This window comes from Flavobacterium sp. FlaQc-49, from assembly GCF_044005985.1.
Taxonomy (GTDB): domain Bacteria; phylum Bacteroidota; class Bacteroidia; order Flavobacteriales; family Flavobacteriaceae; genus Flavobacterium; species Flavobacterium cupriresistens.
This window is the reverse complement of the sequence record NZ_JBIPCS010000008.1, coordinates 92,605-109,028: the sequence shown is the minus strand read 5'-3', so window position 1 is coordinate 109,028 and position 16,424 is coordinate 92,605. Positions and strand designations below refer to the sequence as shown.

The following is a 16,424-nucleotide window of genomic DNA, read 5'->3' as shown; positions in this document are numbered from 1 at the left end:
GATAAAAGGCTCAAGATTTCACCTTGAGTCTTTTTGATATAAATCTTAGAGTCTCAGCATATCAAAACCTAAACTACTTCAGTCATTTCAGGCTTTTTAATGGATTCTGTATTGAATTAAAAATCCTAATTACAAAAACAGAATTTTCCTTAATCTGATATAAAATTTTATAATTTCTAACAATAATTCTTCTGCAGTCTAATCGATATTCATCTAATTGAAATTGCTCTAAAAAAATTATATTATCAGTACTATTAAACAATTCACCTCTGATTTTTAAAGCAATTTCTTTTGAATATCTTTCTTTTAGTTGAGAATAAACCTCTTTTAGGTCTTACTTGGCATTATCTGTCCAAAAAACTTCAGGCATAACATTATCCATTATCCCAATCTTCCATTTCTTTTGATAAATTTTCTTTTGAGACTATTCGATTATACTTGACATCATCTAGTCCCTCTTCAACTTTATTATGGTATTCAGATAATGATACAGGGTATCCTTTTGCATCATACGAAACAACTTCGTTTAAATAATTATCAAAAACAGAAGATACAATTCGCAACACTCTTTCATCTGCCAAATCCAACTGAAGTCTTATCTTATCTTTTAATTCCGGAAGTCCCATAATTTTAGGTTTTAAAAAATCAAAGTTACGAAAAACTATAATTTATCTAAGCTATTGAAAAACTATAACTTTAAGTTTTCATTGAAATGACAAAAGGCCCAAAGAAAATCCTTGAGCCTTTTGCATATAAATCTTAGAGTCTCAGCAACTCAGAACCTTAGCAACTTAATTAATACTATTCAGCATCTCTGCGATTTCATCTAATCTTGGTGTTAAGATGATCTCAATTCTACGGTTCTTCGCTTTTCCTTCCGGAGTCGCATTACTGGCAAGAGGAGAAAACTCACTACGTCCGGCAGCCGTTAATTTTTGCTTATTGATTTTTTCATTTTCAGTCAAAATAGCCACAATTGCAGTTGCTCTTTTTGTCGATAGGTCCCAGTTGTTTGTAATTGGCCCTGAACCTACATATGGATCATCATCAGTATGTCCTTCAATAAGAACCGAAAGATCGGGATTATCACCTAATACTTTACCTAATTCAACAACCGCTTTTCTACCTTCTACTCCAACAGCCCAGCTTCCTGAATTGAAAAGTAATTTATTTTCCATAGAAACGTATACTTTTCCGTTCTTCTGTTCTACTGTCAGACCTTTTCCTTCAAAACCGTTTAAAGCTTTAGACAAGGTATCTTTTAGTTTTTTCATTGCGGCTTCTTTGGCAGCAATCATAGCTTCAAGTTCATTTAAGCGGCTTGCAGTTTTGTCTAAACGCGCTTGTTCTTCGGCTAATTTTTTTGATTTTGCTTCTAGTTGTGCCAACAATTCGCGGTTTTTATTCATGTTGCTTTCCAAAGCATCATTGCTGTTTTTTTCAAGTGCATTGTACGAATCCTGTAACACTTTGTATTTTTTTTGTTCTGCAGCCAGATCCGCTTTTTGTTTTTCAAGATCGGCTTTGGTACCTGCTAAATCTTTAGTTAATTTATCACGGTCTAATTCTAACTGATTTTTTGCTTTCTTTAAATCTGCATTTTCATCACTAACAGAACGATTTTCTTTTTTTAGATCTGAATACTTAGATTCCAGATCGTTGTAAATTTTCTTAGAGACACAAGAAGTTGTAGATAAGGCTAATACTAGCAATCCGATTGAGGCTTTTTTAATCATTTTATTTAATTTTTATTTGAGGCGTTTACTAATTTAAAACATCTTGTTTACTGAAGCTCCACGATAACCGTGCTTTTTACTTGTCCTTTCGAACAAAGAAAAACCACAGCATAAAGCAGGGGCATCACTTGAAAACGTAATTTTTATAACAATAACGATACCAAGATTACTCAATCTCTACTAAAACCGGGCAATGATCGGAGTGCACGGCATCCGGAAGGATAACGGCACGCTTTAATTTATGTTGCAAGGAGTCGCTTACCAAATTATAATCGATACGCCAGCCTTTATTATTGCCTCGGGCTCCTGCACGATAACTCCACCAGGAATAATGATGCGGATCTTTATTGAAATGACGGAAGCTGTCCACAAAACCCGATTTCATAAAAGTATCCAACCAGGCACGTTCGGCCGGCAAAAATCCCGATACGGTTTTGTTACGAACCGGATCATGAATATCTATCGCTTCGTGACAAATATTATAGTCCCCACAAATAACCAAATTTGGTATTGTAAGTTTTAACTCGTTTATATACGTTTGAAAATCATCCATAAACATAAATTTATGGTCTAATCTTTCAATATTTGTTCCCGACGGAAGATACAAACTCATCACCGAACAGTCGTCAAAATCAGCACGAAGGTTACGTCCTTCAAAATCCATATGATGAATTCCGGTTCCGTAAATGACATTATTTGGCTTTATCTTAGACAATATAGCCACGCCACTGTACCCTTTTTTTGTCGCAGGATAATAGTACTGATACGGGTAACCCGCTGCTGTTATGTCGTCTACCGGAATTTGTTCTTGTGTTGCCTTTATTTCCTGAAGACAAATAACATCCGGATTGGCCTGTTGCAACCAATCGATAAATCCTTTTGAAATTGCGGCTCTGATTCCGTTTACATTATAAGAAATGATTTTCATTACAGTTTTATTTTAGGATTTCAAATGTAATAAAAAAGTGGAAAGTTTGCGTTTGAAACAGCAAAAAGTAGAGTTTTTTGTTATCTTTGTTCGCTGCTCTAATAAATTAAAAATAGTACATGGGTTTAGTTACCGCGAAAGAAGTTGCAAAGGCAATAAATGTTGACAAGTACGGAGTATTAGGTACTTTTTCGGGTTGGATGCTTATGAAGGTTCTAAAAATATCAACCCTCAATAAGATCTACGACCACAATAAACATTTAGAGGATGTTCCGTTTTTAAACGGAGTTCTTGATGAATTGCAAATTAAATTTGAAATTCCTGAAGAAGATCTAAAGCGTTTACCAAAAGACGGCGCCTATATTACCATTTCAAATCACCCACTTGGAGGAATTGATGGTATTTTGTTGTTGAAATTAATGCTTGAAAGAGAGCCTAATTTTAAGATTATCGCCAATTTCCTGTTACACAGAATCGTTCCTCTTAAAAAATACATCATGCCTGTAAATCCTTTTGAAAATCATAAGGATGCCAAATCAAGTGTGGTTGGAATTAAAGAAACTTTACGTCATTTAAGCGACGGAAAGCCTTTGGGAATCTTCCCTGCAGGAGAAGTTTCTACTTACAAAGATGGAAAATTAGTCGTAGATAAACCTTGGGAAGAAGGTGCTTTGAAGCTGATTAGAAAAGCAAAAGTTCCGGTTGTTCCCATTTATTTTCACGCTAAAAACAGCAAATTATTTTATTGGCTTTCCAAAATCGATGATACTTTGCGCACAGCAAAATTACCGTCTGAACTGTTAACGCAAAAAGATCGCGTTATCAAAGTACGTATTGGAAAACCGATTTCTGTAAACGAACAAAACGAAATTGAATCGTTTGAAGAATATTCCGAATTTTTAAGAAAGAAAACCTATATGCTTGCTAATCCTTTCGAAAAGGATAGCAAATTAATAGATACTGCAAGTTTAAAAATACCGAAAGCACCTAAAAAAATCGTGACACCCGCAAGTGAAAGCGCCATGATTGCTGAAGTAAACGCATTGCGATCCAGTGATTGCCGTTTATTGCAAAGCAAGAATTACGAAGTGTTTTTTGCCAGAGCGAAAGCAATTCCGAATGTGCTGCATGAAATTGGTCGTTTACGTGAAATTACTTTCCGTGAAGTTGGAGAAGGAACCAATGAGTCTATTGACTTAGACCAGTACGACAAATACTACCACCATATGTTTTTGTGGGATGATGATACCAAAAGAATCGCCGGTGCTTACCGCATGGGATTGGGTTCTGAAATTTATCCAAAATACGGTATTGAAGGTTTTTATCTGAATGATCTTTTCCGATTTGAACCGGAATTACATGATATGATGCATAAATCGATCGAAATGGGTCGTGCTTTTATCATTAAAGATTACCAACAAAAACCGATGCCTTTGTTCTTGTTGTGGAAAGGAATTATTCATACCACTTTGCGTTATCCTGAGCATAAATATCTTTTGGGTGGGGTAAGTATCAGTAACCAATTTTCTGATTTCTCTAAATCGCTGATGATTGAGTTTATGAAATCAAACTATTACGATCCATATATCGCGCAATACATACATCCGAAAAAAGCCTATAAGGTTAAATTGAAAGATGCTGATAAAGATTTTATATTTGATGAAGCCGAATCTGACTTAAACAAATTTGATAAAATCATTGATGAACTAGAACCGGGGAATTTACGTTTACCTGTTTTAATTAAGAAATACATCAAGCAAAACGCCCGCGTAGTAGCTTTTAACGTTGATCCGTTGTTTAACAATGCTGTAGACGGCTTAATGTACATCAGAATCGCCGATATTCCGGAAAGCACTATGAAACCCGTTATTGAAGAGTTTCAAATAGAATTAGAGCGTAAATTATCTGAAAAAGAAGATTAGCGCTTTACACTAAATAAACAAAACCCGTTTCGAACTGAAACGGTTTTTTTGTTTTTTACTTAAAACGGATTAGGCTAATTCTTTTCCAATCTCGTCCATTTCATCAAACTCATCTTTCGGATCGGCACCATACTCATTTTGCCCATCATCTCCTTCCGTACAAAGGGAGATAAAGAACCATATTACACCAATCAAGGGAATTAAAATAATAAATATAAACCACCCACTTTTACCAACGTCATGCAATCTTCTCACCATTACTGCTAAACCTGGGATAAAAACTACTAAACCGTATAACCCTCTAAAAACTCCCAATTCCAAACCTCCCGGGCTTAAGTTAGCAAAATAATCAAGCACTCCTAAAATCATAGATATTAGCGCACTAGCTAAACAGTAGTACCAATATTCGCTTCTTCTCGCTCTTCCACTAAAATTTGCATAGTTTTCAAAAACTACCTTCTTGTACCACTCAATCATGATTATTCTTTTTTTTTAATAATTTTCTTACTCTTAAGGATTTTCAGTTCCTCCTTTGGATTTAACTTTCACAGAAATAATTCGTTCCAAAACCAAATTATACCGCTATCTTTCTCAATAACAACACCAAAGACATTCCTTCAAAAATTGCATAAAAAAAATACAATCCATCTCTTTTGAGATGAATTGTATTCGTATAAAAACCATCGTAATAAATGGTTCTTGTCTTATTTAGAACCAGCCTTTTTGACCAACTTGGTAAGTCTCATAAAACTCGTCGTCTGTTTTTATTAAATATAGAATTCCTTCTATAAGTCCTATTACGGCACCAATTCCACACAAAAGACCTAATATCAACTGAATAACTCCTTCTTTTGTATAACCTAAATAAAACTTATGGATTCCTAATCCACCTAATAAAATTGCAAGAACTCCTGCAACCACTTTTTTATTTTCTTGTTTCACTCCTTGTGGAGCATTCCATGATTCTTGTTTTGTAGTTTCCATCTTTATATTGTTTTTTCTTTTAATTATTGCAATTCAACTTTTCCAATTTCATTAATCTCCTCAGTCGGATTTTTAGGGTCTGACCCGTATTGGTTTGGTCCATGATTTCCTTCGGTACAGAACAAAATAAGAATCCAGATTCCTCCGATAAATGGAATAAAAGCAATTAAATAAAACCAACCGCTTTTACCAACATCATGCAATCTTCTAACCACAACTCCCAAAGTAGGAACAAGTGTCAGCAAGCTATAAATTCCAAAAAGAACATATCCTATAATAACTCCCGTTAATGCATCTCCAAGAACGCTACCAATTATAACTCCTATTACAATTAATAAAGTAAAGATTATTCCGTTAGCAAGTGCAAAATACCAATACTCACTTCTTCGTGCACGTCCTTTAAAATTTGCATAGTTTTCAAAAACCACTTTTTTGTACCATTCAATCATAATTAATATCGTTTATTAGTTAATTTCTGTTCTCCGGAATTTTTACTTACTCCTTTCAAACCTTATTTAATTGTATATTTTTATCAAAACACTTTCTTGAACAAAAGCGCAAATCCCATTTATTACAATGGGATTTGTATGTTTTTAGAACCATCCTTTCTTACCAACCTGATAGGTCTGATAAAAATCTTCATCTGATTTTGTAAGATAAATGATTCCTTCTATAAAACCAATAATCCCTGCAATACCACAGGTTACAATACTTAAAACGAGTTGAATTACCCCTTCTTTGGTATATCCTAAAACGAATTTATGAATTCCTAAATACCCAAAGATTATTCCCAAAACTCCGGCAAGAACTTTTTTGTTTTCTTGTCTTGGAGCTAATGGAGTATTCCAGGATTCTGTTTTTGTCTCTTCCATATTATAGTTCTTTTATAGATTATTATAGCTCTGATTTTCCAATTTCATCAATTGTATCACTATATCCTTTAGGATCTTCACCATACTCATTTGTACCTTTATCTCCCTCCGTAGCCAACAATATGATATTATAAATAGGAATCAGAATATACCAACCACTTTTACCGATATCATGCATTCTTCTGATTGCAACAGCAATTGATGGAATAAAAACGGCTAAGCTATAGACGTTTGCCAAAGGGGTAATGCTAGGCGAGATTAATGCAGCAATAAAACCTACTATAAATCCAAATATAATGCTTACAATAATGTTTGCCAAAAAGAACATCCAGTACTCTTTTCTTCTTGCTCTTCCATCAAAATTTGCATAGTTTTCAAAAACCACTTTTTTGTACCATTCAATCATAATTAATATCGTTTGTTAGTTAATTCCTACTCTTTAGGATTTTCGGTTACTCCTTCAGATTCTAAAGAAATCCTATTTAGATTGATTCTTCAAAAAATCGAAAACAATATTATTAAAAATTAACAAATAAAACTAATTATCGTCACAATATTTACAGGAAAAGACTCGTTATTAAAACCCAAAATAAAGGTTAAGAAACAGAATAAAGCGCTTTTATTTTATCGACAATTACCTGAGCCAGACGTTCATGACTTTCAAATGTCCATCCGGCAATATGAGGTGTCAGCAAAACGTTTTTTGCTTCCAGTAAATATTGGAAAGCCTCGGGTGTATTTTTATCTTGAAAAAGCGTCTCAAAAGATAACTTTTCGTATTCTAAAACATCTAAACCGGCCCCTAAAATCTTTTGCATTTTCATCGCTTCCACTAAATCGGCCGTTACAATATTTTTACCTCGAGAGGTATTGATAATCCAAAATGGTTTTGCAAATGCTTTTATAAAATCGGCATTGACCATTTTATCTGTTTCGGGAGTCCATGGAAGATGCAAACTCAACACATCAGCTTTTTCTTGCAACTCCGACAAAGAAACCTGTTTAGCGTTTTCATCACCAACATTATCCAAAATATCATAACAAAGAACCGTTGTCTCAAATCCGCGCAGTTTCTTCGCAAAAGCTTTCCCCATATTTCCGTACCCAATAATACCCACTGTTTTGCCATCAAGTTCATGACCACGGTTACTTTCGCGGTTCCATTGTCCGCTTTTTATTTCTGTATCTGCCTGATTCAAATTATTAAACAAAGACAAAATTACTCCTAACGAATGTTCTGCAACAGCGTTGCGATTTCCCTCAGGTGCTGCAATCAGATGAATTCCTTTTGCTTCAGCATACTCACAATCAATACTTTCTAAACCCGCTCCCACTCTGGCAATAAATTGCAGATTAACGGCTTTGTCTAAAAAGGTTTTATCAATTTTAAAACGGCTTCGGATTACGATTCCATTATAATTGTGAATTTTAGCTTCTATTTCTTCTTTAGTAGATTTAAAATCGGCCTCATTTTCAAAATTAGCTTCCTCTAATTGTTTCCAGAGAATAGGGTTATTACTGTCGATATGTAGAATTTTTGTGCTCATAAATAAATTTAATTATACGAATTGAAAAACAAAAATACAGCATATTCTTCATTTTTGAATTCCAAAAAACATAGTTTCCGTCCAAACAAAACGTTCTGACTTTTTTATTGGCTTTATTTTTTTTAACTTTGAATAATCGAGAAATCTCAGGCTTTTTTGCCTTTCTCTTGTTTCCGCATCTTTAGAATATATTCCACATGAAATTAACCAAAACTTTTAAAGCCTTTTTTGCAAACGAAAAATCAGGAGGGCTTCTTTTACTTTTTGTCACTATACTGTCCCTTTATCTGGCTAACTCTTCTATGCAAGCTGATTATATTAGTTTCTGGGATCACGATTTGGGAGGACATTCAATCACACACTGGATTAACGACGGTTTAATGACGATTTTCTTCTTATTGATTGGTTTAGAATTAGAACGTGAAATTTATCATGGAGAGCTGTCCAGCATCAGAAATGCCTCACTGCCAATTATGGCTGCTTTTGGTGGTATGCTTGTTCCTGCAGCAATTTTCCTTGCTTTAAATTTTGGTACCGCTACGCAAAACGGGGCCGGAATACCAATGGCAACGGATATTGCTTTTGCCATCGGAATTTTATCGCTTTTGGGAAGCCGCGTTCCTGCCTCTTTAAAAGTATTTTTAACCGCATTGGCTGTAATCGACGATTTAGGAGCGATCATTGTTATTGCCATTTTCTACACCACAACGATAGCTTTTGTAAATCTTGCCATTGCATTGGGAATTTGGGCTCTTTTATTTGTCTTGAATCGAATGAAAGTTTACAATATTATTCCATATTTAATTGGTGGTGTCCTGATGTGGTATTTTATGCTTAATTCCGGTGTTCACGCTACTATTACGGGAGTTATACTAGCCTTTGTAATTCCTTTTGGAAATGGTGACGAAAATTCTGTTTCTCATAAACTGGAGCACTTCCTGCACAAACCTGTTGCTTTTGTTATTCTTCCTTTATTCGCTATGGCAAATACCTGTATCCCCATTGAATCGGACTGGCACGAAGGTTTAAACCATCCCAACACGTACGGTATTATTTTAGGACTAGTAGTTGGAAAGCCTCTTGGAATCTTTTTGTTCTCTTTGATCGGAGTAAGTGCCGGTATGTGTACACTTCCCAAAAACCTCAAATGGGCTCATGTCATAGGCGCGGGAATGCTTGGAGGAATTGGTTTTACCATGTCAATCTTCATTACCATTTTAGCTTTTCACGATCCCGAAACCATTGTTTTTTCTAAAATAGCCATTTTAATCGCCTCTGTAGTTTCCGGACTATTTGGCTTCTGTTATTTGAAATATACTTTGAATCAAAAGAAAAAAACGAAATCCAAAATTCCAACCTAACGTTGTTGGAATTTTGGATTAAAAAATTGGTCTATATAAAGTACTTACAATTGCAAAACAATTCCAGTCTAAAGATGTAGCGGACCAAATACCCTGACCTTGCCGCTAAAACCATTATTACTTGAGGTTGCGCCAATAGCCTCAATGCTACCATCTGCCGAGAGTGAGACACTATTACCGCTATAATCATTGGCTTTACCATTAATACAGGCAACCTGTGTCCAACCTTCCACCCTATTTTTGTAGACCTTCACTTGACCGGAATTGACACCATTGACATTGCCTCCCGTAGCTCCAATCGCCAATACATTACCGGCTGCAGAGAGCGAAACACTAATACCGAAATAATAACCGCTTGCTTCTCCATTAATTGTTGTTAACTCCGTCCAGCGTGTTGAGTTCCATTTATATACCTTAACCTGTCCTGAGTACTCCCCATTAGACTTTGCACCATATGCTCCTATAGCCAAAGTACCGCCATCCGCAGCGAGGGAAACACTTGCGCCAAAATAACTCCCCTTTTTACCATTAAAAGTAGTCCCTAATTGCACCCAATTCCCATCATTATTTTTATAGACCTGTACCTGACCTGAATTTTCACCATTGGCATTACCGGCACTGGCTCCAATAGCAAGGATACTACCATCTACAGAAAGGGAAATACTTTGTGTACTGCAATAGCTGCTTGCTCCTCCAATAATTGTATTTCCAATCTGTGTCCAATTTCCATTCCAATTTTTATAGACTTTCGCTTGTATGGCATCACCATCTGATTGTCCCCTGGCCACAACAGCAAAAACATTACCATTTGATGAAAGCGAAAGACCATTACCGTAAAAACAACCATTAGAAAAAGCGACTTTAACATCAATCCCTTGCTGTTTCCAATCTCCATCCTCTTTCTTATATACCCGAATCAAACCATTGTTCGTTACAATAGCCAACGTATTACTATCAGCAGAAAGAGAAACAAAAGAACCAACGGTTTCGTAAGCCGCTTTTCCATTAATTGCAGTACCTTCCTGCGTCCAGCCTTCTGCAGTATTTCTATACACTCGAACCTGACCTGAAGATGTTCCGTTATCTGAAGCGCTGGGTGCCCCAACAGCCAGTGTCTTACCATCTGCGGAAAGCGAAACACTTCTGCCGCTATTAGAATTAAGCTCCCCGACAATATCAACTCCAACTTGTGTTTGTCCAAAACCAAGTATTGGAAATAATAAAATAAATAATTTTGTTTTCATCCTTGCAAAAATTTATAAATCAATGCAAAGTACTTCTCGGTTATCATACCGACTTTATTCACTTTATTTCTGTGAAAACAAAAATTATACTCGTATGTTCTCTTGAGAAATTTGATAAAGGAAAAGTTTAAACTATCATCAGCCAAAAAAGAAAAAATCCCAAATCCCAACGTTCATAAGTTGGAATTTGGGATTTAAAAAATTGGGATTTTACTTCCCGAAGTTTATCCTTTTATCTGTTTCAGCGAAGTTTTGATTCCTTTTATTAAAGAAGAACTAAATCCGTTATGTTCCATTTCATTAAGTCCCACAATGGTACAACCTTGCGGTGTCGTAACACGATCGATTAATTGTTCCGGATGTACCTTTTCCTCTAAAAGCATTTTTGCAGCTCCTTTCACCGTTTGCGCTGCTATGGCTAAAGCGGTATTTGAGTCAAATCCAATCTCGATTCCGGCCTGCATAGAAGCACGAATATAACGCAATGCATATGCTGTACCGCAAGCTCCCAAAACAGTTGCAGCATCCATCAGTTTTTCATCGATTATAGGAGCAGTCCCTAAATCCTGAAACAAATCTACAATTGGCAATGCTTTTTCTCTGTCTTTTTCCGGGAAAGAGATACAGGTAGCCGATTCTCCAAACTGAGCCGCAATATTGGGCATAATTCGGATCACCGGAAATTCATTATTTGTTTTAGTTTGAAGCATCTCAAGAGATAAGCCACTCACAGCAGAAGCGATAGTTTGGTTTTTGATCACCGGCAAAATTTCTGCCAAAACGGTATCAACCTGATACGGTTTAATGGTTAAGATCACCACATCAGCCTCTTGAATATTTTGTTTATTGTCGGATGAAACTGTAATTCCGTATTCAGACAAATACTGAATACTGGCTGTATTTCTCCTTGTAACAGTAACCTGATTGTGTTTAGAGAATTGTGCAATTCCGAGCGCAATAGAAACACCAAGGTTTCCTCCTCCTATAATGTGTACTTTCATTTTGGTTGTTTTTTGGTCTGTTTTCTGAGCTGATTAACAGTTTGTTTTCCGCTTACAAATTACATAGATTTTATTCATTTTAAATCACTGAAATCCATCAATTTGTGGCAAAAATTTAAAATCCAAGAATCAATTTGGCGACTCCAAAGTAGAGCATAATTCCAAAGACATCATTGGTCGTGGTGATAAAAGGACCTGTTGCAATTGCCGGGTCGATTTTATTTTTATGTAGAAAAAGCGGCACTAAAGTTCCTAAGGTTGCAGCAAACAAAATTACCACGATCATCGAAATTGAAATTGCTAATCCTACTAAATATTGCTGATACATCACCGAATGGTAGCCTAATAAAAGTAACGAGATAATCGTTCCCGAAATCATCGATACGCTAATTTCTTTGCTGAAATATCCGCGGCTAAATTCTTTTAAAGTTCCGTTCGCCAAACCCTGAACAACGATTGCCGATGCCTGAACACCGATATTTCCTGCTGTTGCAGAAAGTAAAGGCACAAAAATAATTAAAGTTGAATATTTTTGAAAGGTTGCTTCATTGCCTTTCAGCACAAAGGAAGCGACAATTTCAATCACCATTCCGATTAGAAGCCAAGGTAAACGTGCTTTTGTCAGTTCAAGAACGCTGTCATTTGACTCTACGTCTTGTGTAATACCGGCTGCTAACTGGTAATCTTTGTCGGCTTCATCTTTTATCACGTCTACGATATCATCAATCGTAATACGGCCCACCAAACGTCCTAATTCATCGACAACAGGAATCGCCTCCAAATCGTATTTCTGCATGATACGTGCCACCTCAACATCTTCGGTATCTACGTTTACAAAATTCAGCTTTCGGATATAGATATCACTAATTTGAGTTTTAGTGGAAGTTGTTAATAAATCTTTTAGCGAAAGCCTTCCTTTCAATCGGTTTTCGTCATCAACAACATAAATAGAATGTACTCTGGATACGTTTTCTGCCTGAATACGCATTTCTTTCACGCAAGTTAGTACATTCCAATTTTCATTGACTTTTACCAACTCTTTTCCCATCAAACCACCGGCAGAGTTTTCATCGTAACGCAATAATTCGACAATGTCTTTTGCGTGTTCAACGTCATTTAACTCTGAGATTACTTCGGCTTTAATTTCCTGAGAAAGTTCGGCGATAATATCTGCCGCATCATTGGTTTCAAGCTCATCAAGCTCTTCTGCAATTTCTTTCGGCGAAAGTCGGCTTAAGATATTCTCCCGCAAATCATCTTCCAACTCTAAAAGAATCTCAGCCGTTTTATCACTATCTAAAACTTTAAAGATGTAAGTTGCCTCATCAAAATCTAATTCATCTAAGATTTCGGCGATATCGGCATGGTGCATATCATTCAGTAAAACTTCAAGTTCTTTGTCGTTTTTACTAACAATGTGCTCTTCTAATTGTTGGACTAATTCTTTGCTAACTTTGAACTCCATCGGCTTCTATTTTTTGAGTCAAAACAATAAATTCTTCAACGCTCAGCTGCTCGGGACGTTTATCAAAGATAGTGTCTTCTCGCAATTGGTCTGATAAATTTAATGTTTTCAAACTGTTACGTAATGTTTTTCGTCTTTGCTGAAAAGCAGTTTTCACCACTGTAAAGAACAACCTTTCACCACAAGGAAGACTATAATCTTCCTTTCGGGTCATTTTCATCACACCCGATTTAACCTTGGGCGGAGGAATAAAAACATTTTCGTCAACAGTAAACAAATACTCTGTATGATAGAAAGCCTGAGCTAAAACGGATAAGATTCCGTATGCTTTTGATCCTTTTTTCTCGCAGATTCGTTCTGCAACTTCTTTTTGAAACATCCCCGAAAACTCCGGAATCTGATGTTTGAACTCCAAGGTTCTGAAAACAATCTGAGTCGAAATATTATACGGGAAATTTCCAATAATAGCGAATTGTTTGTTCTCGTAAACCTCGTTAATATTGTATTTCAGGAAATCCTGAGAGATAATTTTATCTTTAAGTTTTGGATAATTTTCACCCAAATACACCACTGATTCTGTATCAATCTCGATCACATGGGTATTAATTGGTTTATCAAGCAAATATTTAGTCAGCACACCCATCCCCGGTCCTATTTCTAAAACCTCATCATATCCTTCTAAACTCAAAGTATCTGCAATTGCTTTGGCAATACTTTCATCTTTCAGGAAATGCTGTCCTAAATGTTTTTTAGCTTTTACTTTTTCCATTATTCTATTTTATTTGCCACAAAGGCCTACAAGGTTTGGTTTAGCCACGAAGGCGCTAAGACACAACTCTTTATTTTTTGTTTATTTCTTGTAACTGCTGAATATTTCACAAATATCTAGTCTCTTTTAATTACAATAAGAAAATTGTCTTTATTCTTATCAATCTTATTTTTCACAGGAAATCGACTAACTCTCTCCATTAAACGCAAAAAGCTATAGAATCTCTCTACTTTAGACAACTTAAAAAATTCCTCTTGCTGTTGTTTATTGCTTTCTTCTTTAGTTTGAAATCGAATTTCCATTAGATTATCTATTTATAAAAATGAATCCTTATATCTTAAAGATCGAAACTGAAAACGGAGACTGAGACTGACACTAAGACTGAAATACTAATGTTCCGAAACTACTTCCAGTTCTGTTCTGAAAGAAAGCATTTTATCTGCGAAAAGCTCTAAAGCCTCCTGACGAAATTTTGGTGCATCTTCCATATAATACTGCTCCAAAGTCTGTTTACTATCCGTAACATATTGAACAGAGTAGGTTACACCGCCCATTTCCTCTTCAATTAAAACCTTTACAATTCTGGCGGAAGAAAATTTCCCTGTCCCTAAAATTTCCGGTATATGTTTTTCCTGCATCCATTTTAACCATTGGTCATGAACGCTCTCGTGTATGTTTGTGGTAACGTTGTAAATAATCATTCTGTCTCTTCTTTTAATTCTTATTATTCTCAGAGTTTGGAATTTGGAATTTCCTTTTTTTGGAATTTTACAAATTGGTATCTCCCCGCAATTGGCGGTATTTTTTTCTCGCATCAACAAAGTAAATACTGTCCTGATGGTTAAAAATTATCTTTTCATATAAAGGCTTTGCCTTTTCTGTGTCTTTCAATTCATCGTTGTAAATTTCTGCTGAAAAGTACAACGCCTCGTCTACATAAATTCCTTCGCTGTGATGGTCAATAATTTGCTGATATTGACTTAAAGCTGCACTATAATCTGCCAGACTTTCATAAATTTTACCTAAACGCAACATAGTAACAGCTTCAATTTCCTGTCCTTTAAAGGTTTTCAAAATCCCCTGAAACTGGGCTATGGCTTCCTGTTTTTTATTTTGATATAGCAAAAAATCACCCTTAGCAAACTGTTTCAATGCCGTTTGTGTCGAATCGGCAACGGTATTATCGTTTATCAGCAAAAAATATTCAAGAGCATCATTGGCAATCAATTGTGTATTGGCCGATTTAAGTTCTTTAAACTGTTTTAAAGCCCATTCAAAATCGGTTTTGTAATAACTTGTTTTAGCAGCTTTCAAACTCGCCTCATGTGACATGACATCATTCTTTAAATCCAATTGAATTTGCGAATAATAAATCAAGGCTTGATTGAATTTTTCTTCCAAAAGCAAGATATCTCCCAACTCCATTTTAGCATCAGCCTGTTGATAATCGTTCAGATTAAGCTCTAATGCCTTTTTAATAATTGCCTTGCCTTCTTCCGGTTTTTTTAAATTGAAAGCCAGAAAATGTGCCTGAATTATTTGCAAAGATAAGGTAAAAGGAGTGATTTCATAGGTTGTAAGCAATTGTTGCAGTTCTGCATCGATTGCAGGGTAGTCTTTTTCTTGTGCTTTTGCAATTTTAATCTCCATCAGACGTGCGTTTGTCTGAATCAACAAATCTAAATCTCTGGTATTTAAAAGAATAAAATTTAGAATTTCTGAGGCCGTTTCGGTGTCGTCTTCATTCAGTGCAAACTGACTCAAATTCACAATACTCATCAACGATTCCGGTTCTCTTTTATAAATGGCTTTCTCCTGAATAAAAGCCTTTCCGAATTCCTTCTGTTGTACATAAAACCAGCTCAGATAATGATTCCAGAACACGTCCTGATCTTTTTGTGTTCTCAGGATTAATGCCTTTCTCATGGCATCTTTAAAACTCGTATTATCTGCCTCGCCATTCATAAAACGGGACAATTGTGTTTGAATTAAATTGGCATTTTGCGGATTCTGGTAGGATTCGGTTAACAAAAGATCAATCATCAAATCGGTCTTTCCTAACTGACCGTACAACATTCCGATTTGAAAATTAAAATTGTAATTCGGCTGTATTTCCATTGCTGTCTGATACGCTTTTAAAGCATATTCCAACAATACTTTTTTCTCGAATGAATTTCCGATTCCGTAAACATCATTTGGGTTTGTTCGGATTTTTTCAATTGCCTGCTCGTAATAGTCTTTGGCTTTGGATTCGTTTTTCTGAAGTTGAAAATTATATCCTAATTCTACTAAGAAAATACCTTGTTTGTATCGGTTGTATCTTTCCTGAATCGCTTTTTGGGCAATATCAAATTGCTGTAATTGCTGGTAGCAATCTACAGTTCTTAAAAAATACTGACTGTTGGATGGTGAACCGCTTAAAAGCTGTTCGTAACTGACTTTGGCTTTTTCAAAATCGCCTTTATCGTAGTAATATTGAGCGAGTTGCTCATTTTGTGCAAATGTAAGGGTGGACCACAACAAAACGATATAGATAAAGATGTTTTTCATATTTCAGTTTTTTTGAGTTGTAGTTGCCGTTACTAAATTAAACCT

17 protein-coding genes and 1 pseudogene are annotated in these 16,424 nt (G+C 35.6%); 2 read left to right on the top strand and 16 right to left on the bottom strand.

The window, feature by feature from the left end; translation table 11 throughout:
• Positions 1 to 82: 82 nt before the first annotated feature.
• The 4 genes and pseudogenes from ACHRV3_RS16850 to ACHRV3_RS16835 all read right to left on the bottom strand — a co-directional run.
• A pseudogene (locus tag ACHRV3_RS16850) lies at positions 83 to 322 on the bottom strand (type II toxin-antitoxin system RelE/ParE family toxin); the annotation flags it as partial.
• Positions 323 to 374: 52 nt separating this feature from the next.
• Positions 375 to 626: a hypothetical protein gene (locus ACHRV3_RS16845; protein WP_395435454.1), complete on the bottom strand. Its 252-nt coding sequence runs from the start codon at positions 624 to 626 to the stop codon at positions 375 to 377.
• A gap of 165 nt (positions 627 to 791) precedes the next feature.
• A complete protein-coding gene (locus tag ACHRV3_RS16840) occupies positions 792 to 1,736 on the bottom strand; it encodes an OmpA family protein (RefSeq protein ID WP_395435455.1) in 945 nt (314 codons plus the stop codon).
• A 166-nt stretch (positions 1,737 to 1,902) separates the two neighbouring features.
• Positions 1,903 to 2,664, bottom strand: coding sequence for an exodeoxyribonuclease III (locus ACHRV3_RS16835; protein WP_047777036.1), 762 nt, complete (start codon positions 2,662 to 2,664; stop codon positions 1,903 to 1,905).
• A 119-nt stretch (positions 2,665 to 2,783) separates the two neighbouring features.
• On the opposite strand from ACHRV3_RS16835, the gene ACHRV3_RS16830 reads away from it, so the two are divergent.
• Complete coding sequence (locus ACHRV3_RS16830) at positions 2,784 to 4,586, top strand: lysophospholipid acyltransferase family protein (protein WP_047777035.1); 1,803 nt, start codon at positions 2,784 to 2,786, stop codon at positions 4,584 to 4,586.
• A gap of 69 nt (positions 4,587 to 4,655) precedes the next feature.
• On the opposite strand, the gene ACHRV3_RS16825 is transcribed toward ACHRV3_RS16830, so the two are convergent.
• The 6 genes from ACHRV3_RS16825 to ACHRV3_RS16800 form a co-directional block, all read right to left on the bottom strand.
• Positions 4,656 to 5,063 carry a DUF805 domain-containing protein gene (locus tag ACHRV3_RS16825; RefSeq protein WP_047777033.1) on the bottom strand — a complete coding sequence of 136 codons (408 nt, stop codon included), beginning with the start codon at positions 5,061 to 5,063 and terminating at the stop codon, positions 4,656 to 4,658.
• Positions 5,064 to 5,294: 231 nt separating this feature from the next.
• Positions 5,295 to 5,570 carry a TM2 domain-containing protein gene (locus ACHRV3_RS16820; protein ID WP_047777032.1) on the bottom strand — a complete coding sequence of 92 codons (276 nt, stop codon included), beginning with the start codon at positions 5,568 to 5,570 and terminating at the stop codon, positions 5,295 to 5,297.
• Positions 5,571 to 5,593: 23 nt separating this feature from the next.
• A complete protein-coding gene (locus ACHRV3_RS16815; protein ID WP_395426361.1) occupies positions 5,594 to 6,019 on the bottom strand; it encodes a DUF805 domain-containing protein in 426 nt (141 codons plus the stop codon).
• 144 nt (positions 6,020 to 6,163) lie between these two features.
• On the bottom strand, positions 6,164 to 6,442 hold the full coding sequence (locus ACHRV3_RS16810; protein ID WP_047777029.1) for a TM2 domain-containing protein: 279 nt from the start codon (positions 6,440 to 6,442) through the stop codon (positions 6,164 to 6,166).
• A 22-nt stretch (positions 6,443 to 6,464) separates the two neighbouring features.
• A complete protein-coding gene (locus tag ACHRV3_RS16805) occupies positions 6,465 to 6,848 on the bottom strand; it encodes a DUF805 domain-containing protein (RefSeq protein ID WP_205625357.1) in 384 nt (127 codons plus the stop codon).
• Positions 6,849 to 7,038: 190 nt separating this feature from the next.
• Positions 7,039 to 7,989 carry a 2-hydroxyacid dehydrogenase gene (locus tag ACHRV3_RS16800; RefSeq protein ID WP_395435456.1) on the bottom strand — a complete coding sequence of 317 codons (951 nt, stop codon included), beginning with the start codon at positions 7,987 to 7,989 and terminating at the stop codon, positions 7,039 to 7,041.
• Between the two features lie 197 nt (positions 7,990 to 8,186).
• Between ACHRV3_RS16800 and nhaA the strand changes: the two genes are divergently transcribed.
• Positions 8,187 to 9,350, top strand: coding sequence for a Na+/H+ antiporter NhaA (gene nhaA / locus ACHRV3_RS16795; protein ID WP_230003886.1), 1,164 nt, complete (start codon positions 8,187 to 8,189; stop codon positions 9,348 to 9,350).
• 68 nt (positions 9,351 to 9,418) lie between these two features.
• Here nhaA and ACHRV3_RS16790 read toward each other — a convergent pair whose 3' ends face one another.
• From ACHRV3_RS16790 to ACHRV3_RS16765, 6 genes are all read right to left on the bottom strand, one after another.
• Positions 9,419 to 10,594: a WD40 repeat domain-containing protein gene (locus tag ACHRV3_RS16790; RefSeq protein ID WP_395435457.1), complete on the bottom strand. Its 1,176-nt coding sequence runs from the start codon at positions 10,592 to 10,594 to the stop codon at positions 9,419 to 9,421.
• 224 nt (positions 10,595 to 10,818) lie between these two features.
• On the bottom strand, positions 10,819 to 11,595 hold the full coding sequence (gene proC, locus ACHRV3_RS16785) for a pyrroline-5-carboxylate reductase (protein WP_047777022.1): 777 nt from the start codon (positions 11,593 to 11,595) through the stop codon (positions 10,819 to 10,821).
• Between the two features lie 115 nt (positions 11,596 to 11,710).
• Entirely contained in the window at positions 11,711 to 13,060 is a 1,350-nt protein-coding gene (gene mgtE / locus ACHRV3_RS16780) for a magnesium transporter (protein ID WP_047777021.1), read from the bottom strand.
• On the bottom strand, positions 13,044 to 13,829 hold the full coding sequence (gene rsmA, locus ACHRV3_RS16775; protein ID WP_047777019.1) for a 16S rRNA (adenine(1518)-N(6)/adenine(1519)-N(6))-dimethyltransferase RsmA: 786 nt from the start codon (positions 13,827 to 13,829) through the stop codon (positions 13,044 to 13,046). Before rsmA ends, mgtE begins: the two co-directional genes overlap by 17 nt.
• 389 nt (positions 13,830 to 14,218) lie before the next feature.
• Positions 14,219 to 14,530: a DUF4286 family protein gene (locus ACHRV3_RS16770; RefSeq protein WP_047777108.1), complete on the bottom strand. Its 312-nt coding sequence runs from the start codon at positions 14,528 to 14,530 to the stop codon at positions 14,219 to 14,221.
• A 67-nt stretch (positions 14,531 to 14,597) separates the two neighbouring features.
• Positions 14,598 to 16,379: a tetratricopeptide repeat protein gene (locus tag ACHRV3_RS16765; RefSeq protein WP_395435458.1), complete on the bottom strand. Its 1,782-nt coding sequence runs from the start codon at positions 16,377 to 16,379 to the stop codon at positions 14,598 to 14,600.
• Positions 16,380 to 16,424 lie beyond the last annotated feature (45 nt).

Bases quoted from the DNA above. Each gene is read 5' to 3' on its own strand.
- nhaA (WP_230003886.1), top strand. From the start codon at position 8,187: ATGAAATTAACCAAAACTTTTAAAGCCTTTTTTGCAAACGAAAAATCA.
- ACHRV3_RS16840 (WP_395435455.1), bottom strand. From the start codon at position 1,736: ATGATTAAAAAAGCCTCAATCGGATTGCTAGTATTAGCCTTATCTACA.
- ACHRV3_RS16845 (WP_395435454.1), bottom strand. From the start codon at position 626: ATGGGACTTCCGGAATTAAAAGATAAGATAAGACTTCAGTTGGATTTG.
- ACHRV3_RS16825 (WP_047777033.1), bottom strand. From the start codon at position 5,063: ATGATTGAGTGGTACAAGAAGGTAGTTTTTGAAAACTATGCAAATTTT.
- ACHRV3_RS16835 (WP_047777036.1), bottom strand. From the start codon at position 2,664: ATGAAAATCATTTCTTATAATGTAAACGGAATCAGAGCCGCAATTTCA.
- rsmA (WP_047777019.1), bottom strand. From the start codon at position 13,829: ATGGAAAAAGTAAAAGCTAAAAAACATTTAGGACAGCATTTCCTGAAA.
- ACHRV3_RS16815 (WP_395426361.1), bottom strand. From the start codon at position 6,019: ATGATTGAATGGTACAAAAAAGTGGTTTTTGAAAACTATGCAAATTTT.
- ACHRV3_RS16790 (WP_395435457.1), bottom strand. From the start codon at position 10,594: ATGAAAACAAAATTATTTATTTTATTATTTCCAATACTTGGTTTTGGA.
- mgtE (WP_047777021.1), bottom strand. From the start codon at position 13,060: ATGGAGTTCAAAGTTAGCAAAGAATTAGTCCAACAATTAGAAGAGCAC.
- ACHRV3_RS16770 (WP_047777108.1), bottom strand. From the start codon at position 14,530: ATGATTATTTACAACGTTACCACAAACATACACGAGAGCGTTCATGAC.
- ACHRV3_RS16765 (WP_395435458.1), bottom strand. From the start codon at position 16,379: ATGAAAAACATCTTTATCTATATCGTTTTGTTGTGGTCCACCCTTACA.
- ACHRV3_RS16805 (WP_205625357.1), bottom strand. From the start codon at position 6,848: ATGATTGAATGGTACAAAAAAGTGGTTTTTGAAAACTATGCAAATTTT.
- ACHRV3_RS16800 (WP_395435456.1), bottom strand. From the start codon at position 7,989: ATGAGCACAAAAATTCTACATATCGACAGTAATAACCCTATTCTCTGG.
- ACHRV3_RS16830 (WP_047777035.1), top strand. From the start codon at position 2,784: ATGGGTTTAGTTACCGCGAAAGAAGTTGCAAAGGCAATAAATGTTGAC.
- proC (WP_047777022.1), bottom strand. From the start codon at position 11,595: ATGAAAGTACACATTATAGGAGGAGGAAACCTTGGTGTTTCTATTGCG.
- ACHRV3_RS16820 (WP_047777032.1), bottom strand. From the start codon at position 5,570: ATGGAAACTACAAAACAAGAATCATGGAATGCTCCACAAGGAGTGAAA.
- ACHRV3_RS16810 (WP_047777029.1), bottom strand. From the start codon at position 6,442: ATGGAAGAGACAAAAACAGAATCCTGGAATACTCCATTAGCTCCAAGA.